The sequence below is a fragment of the Brevibacillus laterosporus genome (genome assembly GCF_030489605.1).
Taxonomy (GTDB): domain Bacteria; phylum Bacillota; class Bacilli; order Brevibacillales; family Brevibacillaceae; genus Brevibacillus_B; species Brevibacillus_B laterosporus_E.
The window spans coordinates 1-18,177 of record NZ_JAUKFY010000005.1 but is presented as its reverse complement, the minus strand read 5'-3'; the positions used below and the strand labels follow the sequence as shown (position 1 = coordinate 18,177).

At 42.2% G+C, this 18,177-nt stretch carries 16 protein-coding genes and 8 tRNA genes; 5 read left to right on the top strand and 19 right to left on the bottom strand.

Translation table 11 applies throughout. From position 1 onward, the window contains the following. Positions 1 to 14: 14 nt before the first annotated feature. Positions 15 to 611, top strand: coding sequence for an NAD(P)H-dependent oxidoreductase (locus tag QZ995_RS07215; RefSeq protein ID WP_301804928.1), 597 nt, complete (start codon positions 15 to 17; stop codon positions 609 to 611). Between the two features lie 321 nt (positions 612 to 932). Here QZ995_RS07215 and QZ995_RS07210 read toward each other — a convergent pair whose 3' ends face one another. The 5 genes from QZ995_RS07210 to QZ995_RS07190 form a co-directional block, all read right to left on the bottom strand. Next, positions 933 to 1,436 carry a DUF3907 family protein gene (locus QZ995_RS07210; protein ID WP_031414118.1) on the bottom strand — a complete coding sequence of 168 codons (504 nt, stop codon included), beginning with the start codon at positions 1,434 to 1,436 and terminating at the stop codon, positions 933 to 935. An 83-nt stretch (positions 1,437 to 1,519) separates the two neighbouring features. After that, positions 1,520 to 2,701 (bottom strand): ABC transporter permease, encoded by a 1,182-nt coding sequence (locus tag QZ995_RS07205; RefSeq protein WP_301804926.1) that lies wholly within the window; start codon positions 2,699 to 2,701, stop codon positions 1,520 to 1,522. Then, entirely contained in the window at positions 2,694 to 3,890 is a 1,197-nt protein-coding gene (locus QZ995_RS07200) for an HlyD family secretion protein (protein WP_301804924.1), read from the bottom strand. Before QZ995_RS07200 ends, QZ995_RS07205 begins: the two co-directional genes overlap by 8 nt. 23 nt (positions 3,891 to 3,913) lie before the next feature. Further along, entirely contained in the window at positions 3,914 to 4,489 is a 576-nt protein-coding gene (locus tag QZ995_RS07195) for a TetR/AcrR family transcriptional regulator (protein WP_003338155.1), read from the bottom strand. 294 nt (positions 4,490 to 4,783) lie between these two features. Next, positions 4,784 to 4,872 (bottom strand) — tRNA-Ser (locus QZ995_RS07190). Between the two features lie 240 nt (positions 4,873 to 5,112). On the opposite strand from QZ995_RS07190, the gene QZ995_RS07185 reads away from it, so the two are divergent. Continuing rightward, the gene (locus tag QZ995_RS07185) at positions 5,113 to 5,562 is read left to right on the top strand and encodes a hypothetical protein (RefSeq protein ID WP_301804916.1); all 450 of its coding nucleotides are present in this window, start codon (positions 5,113 to 5,115) and stop codon (positions 5,560 to 5,562) included. 223 nt (positions 5,563 to 5,785) lie between these two features. On the opposite strand, the gene QZ995_RS07180 is transcribed toward QZ995_RS07185, so the two are convergent. From QZ995_RS07180 to QZ995_RS07160, 5 genes are all read right to left on the bottom strand, one after another. Then, a tRNA-Ser gene (locus QZ995_RS07180) sits at positions 5,786 to 5,874 on the bottom strand. A gap of 96 nt (positions 5,875 to 5,970) precedes the next feature. Continuing rightward, a complete protein-coding gene (locus tag QZ995_RS07175) occupies positions 5,971 to 7,263 on the bottom strand; it encodes a peptidase (RefSeq protein WP_301804914.1) in 1,293 nt (430 codons plus the stop codon). Between the two features lie 13 nt (positions 7,264 to 7,276). Continuing rightward, positions 7,277 to 7,963, bottom strand: coding sequence for a 3-oxoacid CoA-transferase subunit B (locus QZ995_RS07170; RefSeq protein WP_301804912.1), 687 nt, complete (start codon positions 7,961 to 7,963; stop codon positions 7,277 to 7,279). After that, a complete protein-coding gene (locus QZ995_RS07165; protein WP_301804909.1) occupies positions 7,945 to 8,643 on the bottom strand; it encodes a 3-oxoacid CoA-transferase subunit A in 699 nt (232 codons plus the stop codon). Before QZ995_RS07165 ends, QZ995_RS07170 begins: the two co-directional genes overlap by 19 nt. Positions 8,644 to 8,658: 15 nt before the next feature. Then, entirely contained in the window at positions 8,659 to 10,023 is a 1,365-nt protein-coding gene (locus QZ995_RS07160) for an aspartate aminotransferase family protein (RefSeq protein ID WP_301805604.1), read from the bottom strand. Positions 10,024 to 10,207: 184 nt separating this feature from the next. Here QZ995_RS07160 and QZ995_RS07155 point away from each other — a divergent pair, with 184 nt between their 5' ends. Further along, the gene (locus QZ995_RS07155; RefSeq protein WP_301804907.1) at positions 10,208 to 11,851 is read left to right on the top strand and encodes a PucR family transcriptional regulator; all 1,644 of its coding nucleotides are present in this window, start codon (positions 10,208 to 10,210) and stop codon (positions 11,849 to 11,851) included. Between the two features lie 5 nt (positions 11,852 to 11,856). Here QZ995_RS07155 and ablB read toward each other — a convergent pair whose 3' ends face one another. Next, positions 11,857 to 12,702: a putative beta-lysine N-acetyltransferase gene (gene ablB, locus QZ995_RS07150; protein ID WP_301804905.1), complete on the bottom strand. Its 846-nt coding sequence runs from the start codon at positions 12,700 to 12,702 to the stop codon at positions 11,857 to 11,859. 172 nt (positions 12,703 to 12,874) lie between these two features. On the opposite strand from ablB, the gene QZ995_RS07145 reads away from it, so the two are divergent. After that, entirely contained in the window at positions 12,875 to 13,603 is a 729-nt protein-coding gene (locus QZ995_RS07145) for a glycerophosphodiester phosphodiesterase (protein WP_301804903.1), read from the top strand. A gap of 71 nt (positions 13,604 to 13,674) precedes the next feature. After that, positions 13,675 to 14,313: a CBS domain-containing protein gene (locus QZ995_RS07140; RefSeq protein ID WP_301804901.1), complete on the top strand. Its 639-nt coding sequence runs from the start codon at positions 13,675 to 13,677 to the stop codon at positions 14,311 to 14,313. An 85-nt stretch (positions 14,314 to 14,398) separates the two neighbouring features. Here QZ995_RS07140 and QZ995_RS07135 read toward each other — a convergent pair whose 3' ends face one another. The 8 genes from QZ995_RS07135 to QZ995_RS07100 form a co-directional block, all read right to left on the bottom strand. Continuing rightward, complete coding sequence (locus tag QZ995_RS07135) at positions 14,399 to 15,388, bottom strand: TIGR01212 family radical SAM protein (RefSeq protein WP_301804900.1); 990 nt, start codon at positions 15,386 to 15,388, stop codon at positions 14,399 to 14,401. Between the two features lie 228 nt (positions 15,389 to 15,616). Continuing rightward, the gene (locus tag QZ995_RS07130; protein ID WP_301804898.1) at positions 15,617 to 16,861 is read right to left on the bottom strand and encodes a glycosyltransferase family 2 protein; all 1,245 of its coding nucleotides are present in this window, start codon (positions 16,859 to 16,861) and stop codon (positions 15,617 to 15,619) included. 685 nt (positions 16,862 to 17,546) lie between these two features. Beyond that, positions 17,547 to 17,623: transfer RNA gene (locus QZ995_RS07125), tRNA-Arg, on the bottom strand. A gap of 6 nt (positions 17,624 to 17,629) precedes the next feature. Continuing rightward, positions 17,630 to 17,704, bottom strand: a tRNA-Cys gene (locus tag QZ995_RS07120). 17 nt (positions 17,705 to 17,721) lie between these two features. Then, positions 17,722 to 17,794 (bottom strand) — tRNA-His (locus tag QZ995_RS07115). Between the two features lie 18 nt (positions 17,795 to 17,812). Further along, positions 17,813 to 17,886: transfer RNA gene (locus tag QZ995_RS07110), tRNA-Trp, on the bottom strand. A 1-nt stretch (position 17,887) separates the two neighbouring features. Further along, positions 17,888 to 17,964, bottom strand: a tRNA-Met gene (locus QZ995_RS07105). A gap of 21 nt (positions 17,965 to 17,985) precedes the next feature. Beyond that, positions 17,986 to 18,076: transfer RNA gene (locus QZ995_RS07100), tRNA-Ser, on the bottom strand. Between the last annotated feature and the right edge of the window lie 101 nt (positions 18,077 to 18,177).

Here is an 18,177-nt window from a genome sequence, read left to right as displayed (position 1 = left end):
GAGGAGAATGTTACTTGAAAGCCGTCATTTTGTTTGCTCATCCTGGAACGAAAAGCTTTAATCACGCTATCTTACAGCAAGTGACAGAGAGCCTGCATAAGCATGGTATCACACCGAGCTTACGTAATTTGTATGAACAAAAATTTTCACCCATTTTTTCTCCCGCTGATATGCAAGCATTGGAACAAGAGCAAGTGCCAAAAGCCATCGAAGAGGAACAAACCATTTTATCGGAATCTGATCTGTTGATTATGATTTATCCTGTTTGGTGGTGGTCACAACCAGCCATTTTGAAAGGCTACATAGATCGTATCTTTTCAGATGGATTTGCCTTTCAATATGAAAAAAATGGGCCCGTTGGTTTGTTAACGGGGAAGCAAGCCCTTGTTTTTACAACTACACGAGAATCACAGCGGGAAATGCAGGCAAATGGTCTGGACGAGGTTGTTAAAAAACAGGTCGTTGACGGTATTTTACGATTCTCAGGGTTTGAACCGGTTATCTATCATAATTTCGCAGAAGTACCGTATGTGGAGGAAGCTATTCGAGAAAACTATCTACAACAGGTAGATCAAGCGATTGCTTCGTTAAAACTTCCCGTACTGATGTAGACCTATGTAAAAATAGGCTTTCCTTAAATGGAATAGATGGTTGTCTCACATGCTGCATGTTCCATTAAAATTTTTGGAAAGCCTATTTTTTATAAGGATGAAATCAATTCATTTTGTAAAATCTTGTAACAAGTCACAAAAAAGTCAAAAAATTTGACACTTTTCGCTCATATAATCCCTTTTAATTTTCTGATTTATTTGTATAATAGAAAAAGAAAGCATAACCTATTAGCAGAGAAAAAAGAGACCCTTCAAAATGAAAGGTCTCCACCTAGATATAATGCCGTTATAAAATAAATACTTGTAAAACCCATTCTCCTGTTAATTGCTCGGTTGCATCCGCTTTTTCGTAATGTAATCTGTTTCGTAGTACTGCAATTCATCACGTAGAGGCTCAAAAATTCGAGATAATCCTAATGTTAGGCTCTCTAGTTCAGGAGTAACCTCTTTGCGGAAAATAATGCAGTCTTGCCCTGTGTACGAATACCTGCCATCCTCATCGTAAACCTCGCCTTTGGGATAGTAAAAATTAATTACACAGGTGTGGTACACCTGATAGAGGGCTTCTTCGGCAAACTCCTCGTTAAAGCGAGCACGTCGAAGACAAATTCCCAACTTCTCATAGGCATTCTCTGCATAAACCAACAAGCGACGTAAATCAGAAAGATAGCTACCATAGTAAGCTTCATACTCCTCAGCATCTCCAGATCTTTCAACCAAATCTGCTAAAGTAGTTTGATTTAGGAATCTCTCCACTTCTATGCTAACCTTCTTCAACCGCATAAAGGTATCTTCGCATAACTGTTTTACATGAGCGTCTGACATAGAGAATCCTCCTTAGGGCAACAGATATAAAGATTTACGTTTATTGTAAAAAAACTGCCCCGGAGTTACAAGAAGTTTTTATTTTATAACACAGTTTCTGAATTAGATTGATAGTTTTTTCTAGTATATTTCTTTTGATACATGTACGTAACAAATGCCACAAATAGCGCAACGACAATCATAAAGAGCAATATAAGATTATCGGTGCTAACAAATTCCCAGCCGTGTCCTTTGCTGATAATTTCTCGTGCGGAATGTAGGAAATATGTGAGCGGCAAGGATTTTGCTATGATAGCAATCGCTGTTGGCATAGAAGTAATTGGCCAAGTCCATCCAGATAGCATAAATGATGGTACTGCGATTAGCATGGCTGTTTGTGTCGCTTGTAGCATATTGGAAGAGAAAAACGAAATAGCAAATCCAATAGACACTACTGCTAGATTGAAAATAAATCCGCTTAGGAAAAGTAAGCTCAAGCTTCCATAGTACGTAACCTCAAAGAATTTAAAGATCAATACATATGTTAGCAAAAAGTTAAACATGGCAAGGATCATATGAGTCGTTATTTTACTTAACGCAATTTTGACAAACCCATTTCCCTTTAAGGTATCCATCCAAGTTCCTTCTTCTTTTTGACGAGTTACGCTTAAAGAAACACTCAAGAATGCTACCTGCTGCAAGACAGTTCCTGCCAACCCAAAAATCATAAATGCCAGATAGTTAAAGGCTGGGTTATGCAGAATCCGATAGCGATAGTCAATCCCTGTTGCAAAGTTTGTTGCCGCACTGCCCCATTCACCTTTCGCCTCTAACTTTTTTAACGTCACTCCGCCAGAGATCGTTTTCACGAGAGAGCTCGCAGCGCGTACAGAGGTATTGGAAATCATCATGTTACTTCCATCAATCAGATTTAAAATCTCTGTTGGCTTACCCAATTTGGCATTGACGGTCAAGCCCTTTGGAATGATAAATCCAACTTGCGCCTCTTCATAAGTCATCAGATGTTGTAACTCTTCTTCTGTTGTAACTACATTTGTTACTGAAAACGTTTGATCATTATCAATCGCTCTGATCAATTCCCGTGTTAATTCTGTTTGGTCCAAGTCTGCTACCACTGTCGGTATTTCCATCACTCGCTTTTCCTGATACAAATATCCAAACATGAGCATATAGACACATGGAACAAGAAACACAATATTACGTATCGTTTTATTCGTATAAATGGATCTCCATTCGTCAGCAACTAATTGCAAAAAGCTATTCACGAGCGCCAGCCCCTTTTAGGTGCCATTCGACAGTAAAGCCAGGGCGTACATCAATATCCTCCACTTGCAATTTCACTTGGAATGCTCGCAAATCACGGGAGTTTAGCTCCTGTGTTGCTTTCTTCGTTGCAAAATCTGCTGCTGGTGCTACCATTTGTACAGTCGCATTTACTTCCTTATTTAAGCTTGGAACAAACAGTGTAGTTTTCTCGCCTACTTTTATGTTGCCAAGTTGGTTTTCATCTACATACATTTTTACAAATTTATCGTTTTCTACTTGAATTGTCATAATAGAAGAGCCTTGTGCTACAAGTTCCCCTTTTTGTGAGGAAATAGATTTTACGATACCGCTAACAGGTGCAATCATTTGTGTATTACGCAAGTATGCTTCTGCTTCATCCAAAGCCCCTTTTGCTTGTTTTACGCCAGCTTCTGCTGATTTTACATCAGATTCGCGCAATCCTACCTGACCAAGACCTGCAATTGCATTTTGGTATGCTGCATTCGCTTGGTTTACTTGAGCTGTAAGTGCTTCAATCTGTTCTGGGCGGGCACCTTTTTGAGCCATGTTTAATTGCTCTTGTGTTGCGGTATATTCAGCAGAATATTTTTCAAATTCAGCCTGAGATTCTTCCAATTTAATTTTTGGAATAGCCCCCTCTTTTAATAAATCCTCCATGCGTTTCATGTTCGTCTGAGCCAAATCGCGTGCTGTTTTGGTTGCCTGAAGCTTTCCTTTTAGCTGCGCAATCTCTTCTGGACGTGCCCCGTTTTTGTTGGCTTGCAAATTCGCTTGAGCTGCTTGCAAAGCTGCCTGAGCCTGCTTTACCGTAGCATCGCTTGATCCACTGGTAACGGAAACTCCTTTTTTAGCCTGCTCCAATTTTGCTTGAGCTAATTGGTACGCAGCTGCTGCCTGATCGCGTTTTGCTGCTATCTCAGCGCTTCCCAGCACGGCTAAGAGTTGACCTTCAACTACTTTGTCGCCCTCTTTAACATCAATTCTGTCAATGGTTCCTGGAACCTTGAAGGCTAAATCTACTTCGGTTCCTTCTACAACAGCAGTTACTTGCTTCGCGGAACCTCCGGCATAGCTATTTTTTTCAGAAAAAAGTAAGTATCCACCCAAAAGTACGATAGCTGCTAAAAATCCAACCAAACCAACCATCATCTTTTTATTCTCTCTCATAACCTTCCACTCCAATTTGCAATTTAAGCGAGTCCCAGAGCCCCTTTAAATAGAATGAGTAATGTATCTCTGGTCTCTAGCGTATAAACTGGCTCATTTCGGAACATCTTGCGAAGAACCACAAATCCAATGCTTCCAAACAAAGCGGATACAACTGTCTGCGTTTCCATATCGCTTTTTATAAAGCCTTGTTCCTGCATGTTTGCCAGGTATTTCTCCATTAAAGAAAAATAATTGCCTAATAATGTTCGAACCATATTATCTCGTGTTATATCTCCTGAGGAGAAACTTAACAGCAATAGACAAAACTCACTGTTATCCGAAAAGAAGCGCAAATGCTCATCTAGTACGTGTAAAAGACGTTCCTGTGGCGTTAAGCTGCTATCTTCCGTCGCCCCTTTGACGGACTCCATCAGCATTTCCACTCCCTTTTGATTTACATAATAAAATAACTCCTCCTTTGTCTTAAAGTGGTAATACAACGTCCCCTTAGCTACCTGGGCAAATTCTGCAATCGTATCCATCGTTGTATCCGTATACCCATATTGGGCAAAAGCTTGCAGGGCACTCTCATAAATCAAATCTTTCTTTTTACTCATTAATATGTACCCCCATATAAACTGACCAGTCAGTACAGAGATTAGTGTACTCTGCTTTTTGATGACCGTCAAGGTATTTTTGGAAAAAAGTGATTACTCATTCATATTTCGCTGGTGTGATCTTCGTTATGAACTCTATTTACATTATTGATACCCGTAATCGTAATGCTTCAAACGATTACAGCCTAAGACAGATTATCCATCTCCCAGCCAGCTTGTTTTAGTTGTAGACAATTGTTTTGATGAAAGTAAAAAAGCCGATGAACAAGTCATCGGCTTCCCATGTATGCAATATGGCGGAGGGAGAGGGATTCGAACCCCCGTGACGTTGCCGCCTAACGGTTTTCAAGACCGCCCCGTTATGACCACTTCGGTATCCCTCCATATAATAGCTGATAATCATTATGTATGAAATAATTTCATCCTGCGAAATACATCAGCAAGGATTATTATACTAGAGCATATTTAAAAAAACAAGTATTTTTTTATTATTTTTTCTAAAATCATTGCACAGTTTGTATCCGTCCACCAGATTGTGTATGATAGACTAAATACGTAATTTGGTAAGTTCCTACATTATCCTTATGGTTCTTACCCTTTCATGAAGGAGTGACTTTGTAGAAATGGACCAACTCATTACATTTGCCAAGGATTATTGGGTGATTCTTATCCTGGTCCTATTGGCAGTGTTTGTGCTTAATTTTTTTCTAAAAGCCTTGTACAAAATTGTTTTATTTAGTCTGGTCGTCGGGGCTATTCTGGTCTTTGGTTTCAATTATACGCCAACTGAAGTAGTAAACATGGGACGTCAGGTGGTAAATGGTGTCGATGAAGTGTTTACATCGACTGTAAGACCTTTAATCGATTCTGAAATTAAGGATGCCACTTACAATTTCCGCGAAGATGGAAGCTATGAAATCAAGACGACGAATATTCGTATTGAGGGGAAAAAGGGCGATCCGAAAGCCACCGTCTACTATAAGAATTTTAATTTCTCCATTAATATTAAAGATCTAGGTGAATTAGCTCAGCAGCATATCCAAAAGGCTGCTGATGGTAAATCAACGCCGTAAACACGAATATATTCGTTTATCTAAACTTTACTTGCTAAGGGAAATCCCGGTTCAAGCCTTCTAAGGCTGCGAACCGGGATTTTTCATACGTGTATGTTTTATATCCATTTCGCGTAGTGTTTTACATGTGAACATGCTCTCTCAATCTTAGACACGCACTCTATACAAGCAGACAAAAAAACCGATGAACCTTTCAGCTCATCGGTTTGCTATTCTTTATGTATGGCGGAGGGAGAGGGATTCGAACCCCCGTGACGTTGCCGCCTAACGGTTTTCAAGACCGCCCCGTTATGACCACTTCGGTATCCCTCCGCGTTGTTACATAAAGAATATAGCATATAAAAAATTAAATAGCAATACCTTTTTAAAAAAATTTATGAGTTTAATAGTTTTTCTTTTATTTACTGATTACTCAGCTATCTCACACCACTCTATGAGAGTCAGTGCAAATAACTCAGCACACGCAAAAATATCATCGAGGACGATATACTCATCGGGATAATGTGCGACTTGGGTTACCCCTGGTCCTATAATGATAGAAGGAGTATCAGCTAGCTTCGTTAATAGACCGCCATCAGTTCCCCAGGGCGATGCTTCTATGATCGCTGCCTCTCCAAAAACAGACGGATATAGCTCCTGCAATAGCGCAAGCAATGGATGATCCATTTCTACCTCTCCGGGTACCCATCTGGCACCATACCATTCCAGCTCCACAGGATGATCTACAAACCATTCATCTTCCTCTGTAAGCTTTTGTAACGCAGTCTGCATTTCAATTTTGGCCGTCTCCATCTCTTCTCCAGGCGCTACACCCATACGTCCTTCTATTGTAACCAAATCCGAAACAGATGATGGCCATTTTCCACCTTGTATTACACCTAGATTAATAGGTATCGGTATCGGTAATTTCGCGTATAAAGGGTCTGAGATTCGTTGATTTCTCGCTTGCTCTAAGCGCTGAATTTGTCTGATTACAGTCATGCTTTTTTCGATGGCACTAACTCCTTCATAACGTGTACCCCCATGTGCCGATCTGCCTCGTATGGATAAGCGGAACCACATTGAGCCTTGTTGCTTAGGAAAAATTTTCAGGTTTGTTGGCTCAGGTATTAAAGCAGCGTCCGCTTTATACCCGCGTAAAATGGTGGATAAGGTCCCCGCCCCACCGCTTTCTTCTTCTACAACACTTTGAAAGATAACATCGCCCTTCAAACGCACACCAAGCTGTTGGAGGGTTTGTATAGCTAAGAGAGAAGCGAGATTGCCACCTTTCATGTCCGTTACTCCGCGGCCGTACAATTTTCCATCCACAATTTCTCCACGAAACGGCTCTTGGGTCCATTGATTTAGCTCTCCTTCTGGGACAACATCAACATGGCCATTGAGAATAAGAGAACGTCCTCCTCCCGTACCCTTCCATATCCCTACTACATTCGGACTACCTGAAAATTCAGTACGCGGTGAAACAAAATAGGCATGTTTCTCCAGCTTTTCAAGCTCGCCGCCTGTCATCTCCCACACATCGACTTCAAGTCCCAGCGCTACCAGGCGATTGGCTATTTTCTGCTGAATTCCTGCTTCCTGCCCTTGTACGCTGGCCTCACGCACCCATTCCTGCAACAAGCCTATGGCACCCGCTCGCTCCTTCTGTAGCTGCTCACGAATTCGTTCCTGCCAGGTTAGTGTCTGGCTTACGCTCATGGTAGTCTCCCCCTTAGAAAAAAGTTGTTACTTCTCCGCTAAATAACAGCTCTGCTTCCGTCGCACCAATAACATCTGCTACAGTGTAGGGATGCATAACCTCCAACAAATGCAATCCATCCGTCTTTACCTCCATCACTGCCATATCAGTGATTATCATATCGGCACATCCTTTTGCGGTCAGAGGCAGCTTGCACTCACGGACAATTTTGGAGCGACCATTTTTGTCCAAATGTGTAGTAAGGACTAGAACCTTCTTTGCCTTTTGTGCTAATTCCATCGCTCCGCCCATCCCTGGAACCCGCTTTCCAGGAACAATCCAATTGGCAATATCACCACGCTGACTTACCTCTAATACCCCAAGAATCGTCATATCTAACATGCCTCTGCGAATGATAGCAAAAGCGGTGGCACTATCAAAAAAGGAAGCCCCGGGCATCAAAGTAACAGGAAAACCTCCCGCGTTGCACAAATTCGGATTTTCTTCTCCTTTCCGGGGAGTGGGACCTGTACCTACAATGCCATTCTCAGCATGAAACAAAACATATTTTTCTTCTGGTATAAAATCTGCTACGAGCGTAGGGATACCGATCCCTAGATTAATCAGCATGCCGCTTTTTATCTCCGAAGCAGCACGCCTGGCAATTCGCTCCCGATAACTCTCAGTCGTACCTTCTTTTGTCACTTCTCCCATGCCCATCGCCAATTCACCCCTTCACTTTGCACGATATAGGTTACAAACACGCCTGGTGTCACGATTTCTTCAGGGTCAAGCTCTCCAATCTCAACAATTTCTTCTGCTTCCACGATCGTGATGTCACCAGCCATTGCCACCAAAGGGTTAAAGTTACGGGCACTTGTATCAAAAACAAGATTGCCAAATCGATCTGCCTTTTTAGCAGATACGATAGCCACTTGGGCAGTTAGCGGTGTCTCAATTAAAAATGTTTTTCCATCCACTATCACCTGCTGCTTACCTTCTTCCGCAATTGTACCGATTCCAATGTCAGATAAAATTCCTCCCAGACCTACTCCACCTGCTCGAATTCTTTCTGCCAAAATGCCTTGTGGACAAAATTCCACCTCCAGCTCCCCTGCCGTCATTTGAGCACCAGCATTCGGATTAGAGCCAATGTGAGAAGCAATGACCTTCCTCACTCGACGCTGTGTAATTAATCGTCCGACTCCAATATCAGGAAAAGCGGTATCATTGCTAATCAGCGTTAGTCCTTTAATTTGTTTTTCCAATAGTCCCTGTATTAGGGTAGGAGGGTTGCCGACCCCACCGAAGCCACCAACCATCAATGTCATCCCATCATGAAAATGCTTCAAGGCTTCTTCTAATGAAATCTCTTTATTCCAGGTTGATTGTGAAATCATATATGCTCCTCCCTTCTACCAGATTCCCTCTCTCTTGAACTCCGCTTGGGCTTCCTGCAAGGTCTGACGCAGTAGATGGATCAGTTCATCAATTTCATGCTGTTCAATAATAAGCGGGGGCGAAATAATGATTGCATCGCCTGCTATTCCATCTAAACCGCCAATAGCTGGATAAATCATCAATCCTTTAGCAAATGCTCTCTGGATAATTCGATTTGTTACTTGATGTGAGAGTGCGAATGGCTCTTTTGTCAGCTTGTTCTTTACAAATTCCAATCCACACAGTAATCCTTTCCCACGCGCCTCTCCTACCATGTCAAATTCCTGTTCGATTTGTTTTAAATGTTGTAATAAATACTTTCCATTCTCCTCAGCTTTTTTCACTAGCTGATGCTGCTGCATGTAACGTATTACAGACACACAAACCGCTGCTGACTGAGGGTTAGCGCTGTACGTATGACCTGCCATGATAGAGCCAGAGCCTTCTGCAATCGTCTGCATGATGGAATCACTCACCATTGTGGCTGCCATTGGTGTATATCCCGAACTCATTCCTTTCCCCAACGTCATTACATCAGGCGTTACCTGCCAATGATCAATTCCAAAGTTTTTACCAGTACGCCCCACACCTGTCATGACTTCGTCGGCTATAAATAAAATTTGATGCTTCGTACAAATTTCACGGATGCGAGCAAAATAGCCGTCTGGCGGTACTACAGCACCTCCAGACGCGCCAATAATCGGCTCTGCGATAAAGGCCGCAACATTTTCCGCTCCCGTTCTGATAATGGCCGCTTCTAATTCATCTGCGGTCTGACGTGCATATGCATCACTGTCAAGTCCCTGCTGATTTCGATAGGGATAGGGTGCCGATATACACGGGTAATCTGCCAATAGCGGTACGAAACGCTTGCGTCTTAGCACATGACCTGACATGGATAAAGCTCCCATCGTAATTCCGTGATAGCTCATCCAGCGTGATAAAATCCGATTTTTAGTCATGCGTCCTTGTTCTTGCCAGTACTGAATTGCAATTTTTTGAGCAGTCTCCGTTGCCTCTGATCCACTGCTGACAAAAAAGCTCCAATTCACATTGCCAGGTGCCCAAGCAGCCAGAATATCCGCTAACTCCTCTACTGCTTCACTACTGAAGTGTGAGCGATAAGCAAAGGATACCTTTTCAGCTTGCTGTCTCATAGCATCGACCACTTCATCCATCGCGTGCCCGATACTAACAGTTACAGCCCCTGAACAAGCATCCATATAACGCTTTCCGCTCTCTTCATATAAGTAAATTCCTTTTCCATGAGAAATTCGTGGATATTGTTTGCCCCATTCAGGTTTAATTACATAGCTTTTTCGTTCGGTTTTTCTATCCATTCCCTTCGCTCCTTCCGTTTTCACCGCCGCTTTATTACTCATCGTATCGAATATAGAACCTCCTGACATTCTACTTCCTGGCAAAAAAATGCTGGATAAAAAACAGAATTTTTTGTACATTTTGTATAATGCTTGTTCATGTAAAGGATTGAGTGTTTCAAAGTAATAGAAAGGCGGGAATCTCATGTCTATAACGATCCGCGAAGCCATGCAGTTGCCTGATATGGTGCAAACCAGATTGGTAGCAGGGGAATCTGGATTACATCATCCAATTCATTGGGTCACAATCGTAGAAATTGTAGAAGATTTGGAGCGTTTACAAGCGGGGGAGTTTCTTATTACCACCGGTTTTGGTTTGGAGATAAACACAGATAAATACGATCAGTTCATACCTTCGCTTGCAGCTCGGGGATTGAGTGGCGTTGCTATTCATACCGGATTTTATTTACGTGAAATTCCAGCCCTTTTTGTTCAACAAGCGAATCAGTTTGGACTCCCTTTGATTGAGATTCCCACAGAGCTTAATTTCTCAACCATCACAAAAGCCATTCTTCAGCCAATTGTGAATCGTCAATTTGAGCTGATTCGCTATTCAGAACAAATTCATCAGCGATTGTTAGATGTAGCTTTGCTAGGTGAGGGTCTTTCAGCCATTGCAGATGAATTAGCCGCCGTTACCCAAGGTGAAGTGATTATAACAGACGTACTCGGCTATGAATTAGTTCGTACCTGCTCACAAGCATGCAGACCTAGCACTGTTGAAATGCTCTCAACGGAAGGTTCCCGCCAAGTCCTCTCTGATCGAAGCTGTGACTCCACCTCTGCTGTCGAATTAACCCATCCGATCGAAGCTGCTCGTTTTACCTTTGGCGCTATCACCTTACGAAAACAGCAAACTTGCCGGCAGGAATGGGATATGATCGCTTTGCAGCATGCCTCAACATTGGCTGCCTTAGCTTGCAGTAAGGACAGGGAGATAGCCCAAGCAGAATGGCGTCTAAAAGGCGATTTTTTAGATGAGTTACTAAGCGGCACCTTTGAACTTAATGCAGAATCGGAGGCACGCAGCCGTATGTTAGGCTACCCTCTTCATCATCATGCACGGCATCTTGTTGTTGCGCTAGCCATACCCGCTACTCCTTCTGCAAAGGAATATCATTTTGACATGCTACAAAAGCTACCAACCTTATTAAAGCGGGTAGCAGAGGTTTATCAGCCTACTTATCTCAGTAAGGAACGGGCAACCGAAATCTTATTACTAATGCCTGAAGATAAGGCTAGTGACGTTTTTATTCAAAAAGTGGCAAAAAAGTGGCTTGATTTGCATCCTCAGCATCCGTTGGCGATCGGGATTAGCAGTCCCCGTGCCTCCTTCGATGCCTTGTCAATAGCCGTTCAAGAAGCGATCTATGCCATGAAATGCCAGACAGCTCTCCTCCCAGCACCCCAAATTCAATCTGTATCGCATTTTGACCGGCTAGCCGGCTATCAGTTCCTGTTTCCCTATCACACGCAGCCTGAGGCCTTACAGCGGCTCTGGAAGCCATTCTTAGCCACATTGCTTCACTATGATCAGAATCATGGACAACAATTGCTTGAGACGATCCAGGTCTATTTTGAAGAATGTCTGAATGGGCAAAAAACATCACAACGTCTATTTATTCACCGGCACACGCTTAAATACCGTTTACAGCAGATAGAGCAAAAAACAGCGGGATCACTTCAAGATGCATCTCATTGTTGGCAGTTACAGCTAGCCATTATGGCTTATCATTTGCAACAAATTTTCTACCCAGACATGTCGGACATTCCCTATAGTAAGCTATGAAGCTATCAGTCCCAAACAGCTTTTAACGGCTTGACCCAGATATTCATATCTTCAAAGCCGGTTGAAATCACACAATTGTTAATTAGCCTGCCGGTATACCGATAGCCCATTTTAGCAGCTGTTACATTCATCGCAGCGGAATGGGCACGAGTAAGCGTATATAGATAGTAAATACCTATTTCTTGCATACGTTGTTCCAAAGCTACAAACAGGTGCTGAAGCAATCCCTTTCCTAACCAATCAGGGTGTGTGGCACAATCCGTCATTTCTGCTGATCCCCAATTCGGTGTCACTTCAGCAGAAGCAGCGCAAACAATCTTGCCCCCTGCTTCTACAACAGCGTAATAGGTGTCTGCTTGCATCGTAGTTCGCACATACTCAGGATCATGCATGGGGGTTGGATAGGTCTCAAAAACAACTTGATACAGCTTCGCCAGCTCTTCTGCATCTTCAAGCTCAGCCCAGCGGACACGACAATTATCCGGCAGCTCCTTGCATACACTATTGTTTGCTTGTTTGGCCAAGCTTATTTGGAGAAATTCGTCTGCAAGCGGCTCATTTTTAGGAGTACCTCGTTCTGATGTAACAAAATATCGAAGCATGTGGGCATTCTGGCCATTCATACAGCCTTCGAGAATCCCTTCACGTACAAATCCATGTTTCCCCCAGGCTGACAGATCCTCATGTCGGGCATAGACAATAAGCTTGGTCATACCCAATTCGTCAGCCTGTTGTTTGGAGGACTTTGCAATCTCGTCTATTTGATCAGAGTCGTACTCCATTACCTTGATACGTTGGTTATGTATATCCACAATTATTTGTGAAAGATTTTCATTCGGTTCCATCGTCATTTCTTTACACCTCATTGCGTTATTTCTTACTATTATAAAACTCCTTGCATTGCTAGTCATTCGACAAGTTGTCCAAAGTACCTCTTTGACTCAATTCGCTTCTTTCATATCTAAACCACAGCCTTTGCGCATAGGTATCAAGAAGAGACAGGAAAAAAGGAGGATTCCACCCATGCATACCCTTATTTATGCTCACAGGGGTGCCTCTGGCATGTATCCCGAAAATACATTTCCCGCTTTTCATGCTGCCTATCTACAAGGCTCTGACGGTATGGAAATCGACGTTCAAGTAACAGCCGATGAACAGCTTATTGTCATGCACGATACCAATGTAGAGCATACAACTGATGGAGTGGGCGAAGTACGGCATCTCACCTATAAACAGATCCATCGACTAAACGCGGCTGCCAAAAGCAGAAAATATTATCCCCCGACAAAGGTTCCAGAGCTATCAGATGTCTTATTGTTTGTCAAAACAACGGGGCTTCGACTTATCATTGAACTAAAGAACTTTATCGTCCCCCAGCCTCAACTGGAAGAGCATGTAATTCGTCACATCCATGATCTTCGTTTACATAAACAGGTGGTCGTTTCCTCTTTTAATTATCACAGCCTCTTGCGTATTAAGGAGCTAGACCCGCAAGTTCGCACCGGTATGCTTTATTTCGGACAATTACATAAACCCTGGGAGATTGCCAAACAATTTCGTGCGGACGAACTCCATGCCCCCGAAGAACAGGTAAATAAAGCACTTCTGCAAGCTGCCCGTCAGCATCATTTATCACTGCTTGCATGGACAGTGAACACTCCGGAACGCATGCAGGAACTCTTTTCATTACAAATTGATGGCATAATTACAAATTATCCTAATTTAGCACGAAAATATTTGGGTAAGAAGTAAAAGGATTGTTTACAAGCCCTACAGGATATTTCTATACTAAAGAAGAGATCAGGATATAAGGGGGTTATTGCATGTTCATTACCGACTGTCTATCACCACTACATTCTCTCACAGTGGTAAAGCCAACCGACACCATTGCCCATGCTCTGGAGGAAATGAAAAAGGGAAAATTGCTTAGCATGCCTGTGATTAATGAAGATGGCACTTATTTTGGAACGCTGAGCAAACGCAGTTTGTTTGAAAGATTCGAACAAGATCATGCTGACAAAACTTTTACAGAATTCACTCAACTTCCTCTTGCCGATGGTGTTGACCAGAATTTAAAGCCACTTACAACCGAGCATCTTTATGAAGACGCCCTCCCTATTATTGTGCGTTATCCTTTTGTACCGATTGTAGACGAGAATAATCGTTTTCTTGGTATCATTAAACGCAAAGACATGGAGCTAGTATTAGAATCTGCTTTTGGAATGGGTGTAAAAGGGACCAGAATGACCCTAACCCGCTTCGAGGGAAAAGGTGTGTTACGAGAAATCTCCAGTATTTTGACCGAACACAAGTCAAATGTGATCTCCTGTGTATCCTTTGATTCTAAACACTCTGGTGTCAGACGTATTCTAGTCAAGTTTAAAACAGAAGATAATCTGATTGATATTATTCAGGAACTGGAGAATCATGGGTTTGCTGTCACCTCCGTTCATGAAAGCTGACCCCCTGCATTAGTAACTAAGCAAGAATTTATTATAAAAAAAGGAACGCTAATTGCTCGCGTTCCTTTTTTACATTCCTCTTCGACTATTTTCCAAGGTCCAATGGCGGTACCCAATTTGGATCAAAGAACTTTCCTTGCCATGTATTGCGACGTTTCATCTCTGCCTCGATCCCATTGAGCACTTCCCATTTTTTACGACTCCACATCGGTCCAATCAAAATATCAGGAGGCCCATCACCAGTAATACGATGTACAATCATTTCTGGTGGTAGAATTTCCAAAGTGTCGACGACTAATTTCGTATACTCCTCTTGTGTCAAGAATTCCAATAAGCCAGCATTGTACTGCTTCACCATTGGCGTTTTCTTTAACAGATGCAGCAAATGTATTTTAATACCTTGTACATCCAAATGAGCAACGGCCTGCGCAGTCATCATCATATCTTCTGCAGTCTCTCCAGGTAATCCATAAATAATGTGGGAGCAGACACGAATGTTATGTTTACGCAACTTCTCTAAGCCATCAAGATAGCATTGGTAATCATGCGCGCGATTAATCAGTAGCTGTGTGCGTTCATGCACTGTTTGCAAGCCCAATTCTAGCCACAGATAGGTGCGTTCATTTAATTCTGCTAAGTACTCAACCACATCATCTTCTAAACAGTCAGGTCTGGTTGCTATAGAAAGACCCACAACATCATCTTGTCGTAAAATCGTTTCGTACATATCGCGAAGCTCTTCTACAGGCGCATAGGTATTGCTAAATGCCTGAAAAAACCCTAAATACTTCGCTGTAGGCCATTTTTCATGCATACGGTCCTTGACATCATGAAATTGCTTCTCTAATGTCATACGACGATCGCCTGCAAAGTCTCCCGATCCACGTGCACTACAAAATGTACAGCCGCCTACTGCAACATTGCCATCTCGATTGGGGCAGGAAAAGCCTCCATCTAGCGGCACCTTAAATACCTTGTGTTGAAACATACTACGCAAATGATAGTTCCATGTATGATAACGCTTATCACCCCATAGCAGAGGCTGACAGCTCTTTTGTATATCCTCCGTTGACATCTTTATACTCCCTTCTGTCCCGTGCATTTCTACAGTATACCAGTTTCTGTAGAGCTTTTTAATAGTGAAAAATATTACACTGCACATTTTTGCACATCTCAGGCTACCGTCTATTCGTTGCTCTTATATTAACATCAATAACATTTCGAAGTTTTTTCTAGAAAAAAAGAACCGCAGTTCTTCCCCGCGGTCCTTCATCACTATATTTCCCACTTTATTACGTTTACATTACTGTTGCATTTCTTCAATCTGAATTGCACGTGTATGTGCAGTATGGCTCCACTCTTGATTGTTCTTTGTAAAGAACGCGTAAATGAAGATAGGTAACCATGTCAGGAAGAAAACTGGCAACAGGATGAGTCCCAAATAAGCTTTTAGTGGGACTTTCTCTAAATACAATGCGAGTACAGGTAACAAATAGAAAATACCTGTTGTCACGTAAATCAACCAATCAGGCAAGAAGCCTGTTGTAGGTAAGAACGTGCTAAAGCTCAACAATCTGGCCATAAACAATACCGACATAAATGTAACAATCAACACATACATGGGTTGAAAGAGGTAGAAAGCTGCGTCAAGCATTCCTAGTCTTCTTGCTTTTAAGCCATTTTTTATAACTGAACCAATGTAACGTCCAGCTACATCATAATGACCTTGCATCCAACGAAGTCTCTGCTTCATTGAAGATTTTAGGTCGATTGGTTTTTCGTCGAAAACCTTTGTTTCATGAGCCCAGCAAGGGTAGATGCCACGCTCGATACATCTCGTTGCAAACTCTAAGTCTTCCGTTAAGCTGGTGGCTCCCCACCCCATATCTTTTAACAGCTTACTCTCAATACAAAGCCCCGTACCACCTAATGTGTTTGGCAACCCTAGGTTATGGCGAGCCAATTGCCACATACGGTTGGTGAACCAGTACGTACAAGCGTATGAAAGAGTAATCCAAGAGTCAAACGGGTTTTTGGAGTCAAGATAACCTTGGATAACTTGTTGTCCTTTGCATAGACGATCGTTCATGACAGTTAGGAAATTTTTCTCTACCAAGTTATCTGCATCAAACATTACGACAGCATCGTACTGCTTTTCTCGTGACCATAAATTTTCTAGCATCCACTCAATACCGTAGCCCTTGCCACGTTTTGAAGTGTCAAATCGTTCGCAAGCATAGGCGCCATGCTTTCGAACAATCTCTGCGGTGTTATCTGTACAATTGTCACAGATAACAAAAATGTCGTACATCTCACGCGGATAGTCCATTTTTTTCAAATTCTCGATCAATGGTGCAACAACCGCTGATTCATTGTGTGCAGCTATCAATACAGCAAATGTTTTCTCTGGCTTGTGGGTAACAGGCTTTTTCTTATGAAGTAAAATGCCTCCTCCTACAGAAATTGCTGTTTGATAGATGCTGACTAACCCCATTGTGGTGGTAAAACCGATGAAAAGCCCCTCAATTATATCTTTTAAGTCAACCATCTTTTCTTCTCCTCGACCTGGTATGCTTATATGCATACAGGTAGTGTTATATCTCCTTCAAACCCTATTTGCGAGTTTACACGATTCACAACTAGCCTGCAATCGTTCAAAAGTGGGAAAAATCAATGTTTAGTTCTCTCTATATCTATTTGTTGCTTAATATGACGCAAAAGCTCAGTGATTCGCTTCATCTTGCAAGCAGTTTTTTGAGAAACATTTGTCCCTATCACGTTTCCCTCTTCATCCTACTCTTATTCTGCAACCTCAAAATTTACTACAGAAAAAAAAGCCTGCTATAAAAAGGTGTACCCTTTTCAAATAGGCTTGAATCCAGAAGATGCAAAAATCTGGCCTCTATAACTAAAGGTCAGCCGATATTCCTAGTAAAATTTCTATAGAGATGTTTTTTTATTCCAGGGACAAAAGAACTATTTGGCATAAGATGTAATCATTTACCTTTTCCCTGTCTCCTATAAAAAATCCTATTTCATCGACAAATATTTTTGTATAAACTGACAAAATCTGAATTTTTATGGAATATTTTTAATAAAATTCTCACTTCTTACTTTTCTTTACAACTATAAAAACAATAAAAACTCAGCGATACGAACCTTTTGGCCGAGCAGAGTCTTATGTGATTTCCCTTTTTAAAGGTTGGCATTCAATTTTAAAAAAGACATAAAAATGGCGTCCCAGGAGAGACTCGAACTCCCGACCGACCGCTTAGAAGGCGGTTGCTCTATCCAGCTGAGCTACTGGGACGCATTTTGGAGGGAGTACCCGGATTTGAACCGGGGAATAAAGGTTTTGCAGACCTGTGCCTTACCACTTGGCTATACTCCCTTATGAAATTAAAAAGGGGCGATCGATGGGAATCGAACCCACGAGTGTCGGAGCCACAATCCGATGCGTTAACCACTTCGCCACGACCGCCATTATGTAAGTAAAAGTTGGCAGGGGCAGTAGGAATCGAACCCACACCAAAAGTTTTGGAGACTTTTGTTCTACCACTAAACTATGCCCCTATGGTAGCGGCGGAGGGGATCGAACCCCCGACCTTTCGGGTATGAACCGAACGCTCTAGCCAGCTGAGCTACACCGCCAAAAAACTATATAAAACAATATGGCGGAGAGTGAGGGATTCGAACCCTCGCTACGCTTACGCATACTAACGGTTTAGCAAACCGTCCCCTTCGGCCTCTTGGGTAACTCTCCGTATAATAACTCCTCAGAATAAATCTATATGATTCAATCTACTATACCATTTTTTAATATACTAAGGAATAATTATACCAAACACATGTCTTTATTCCCTG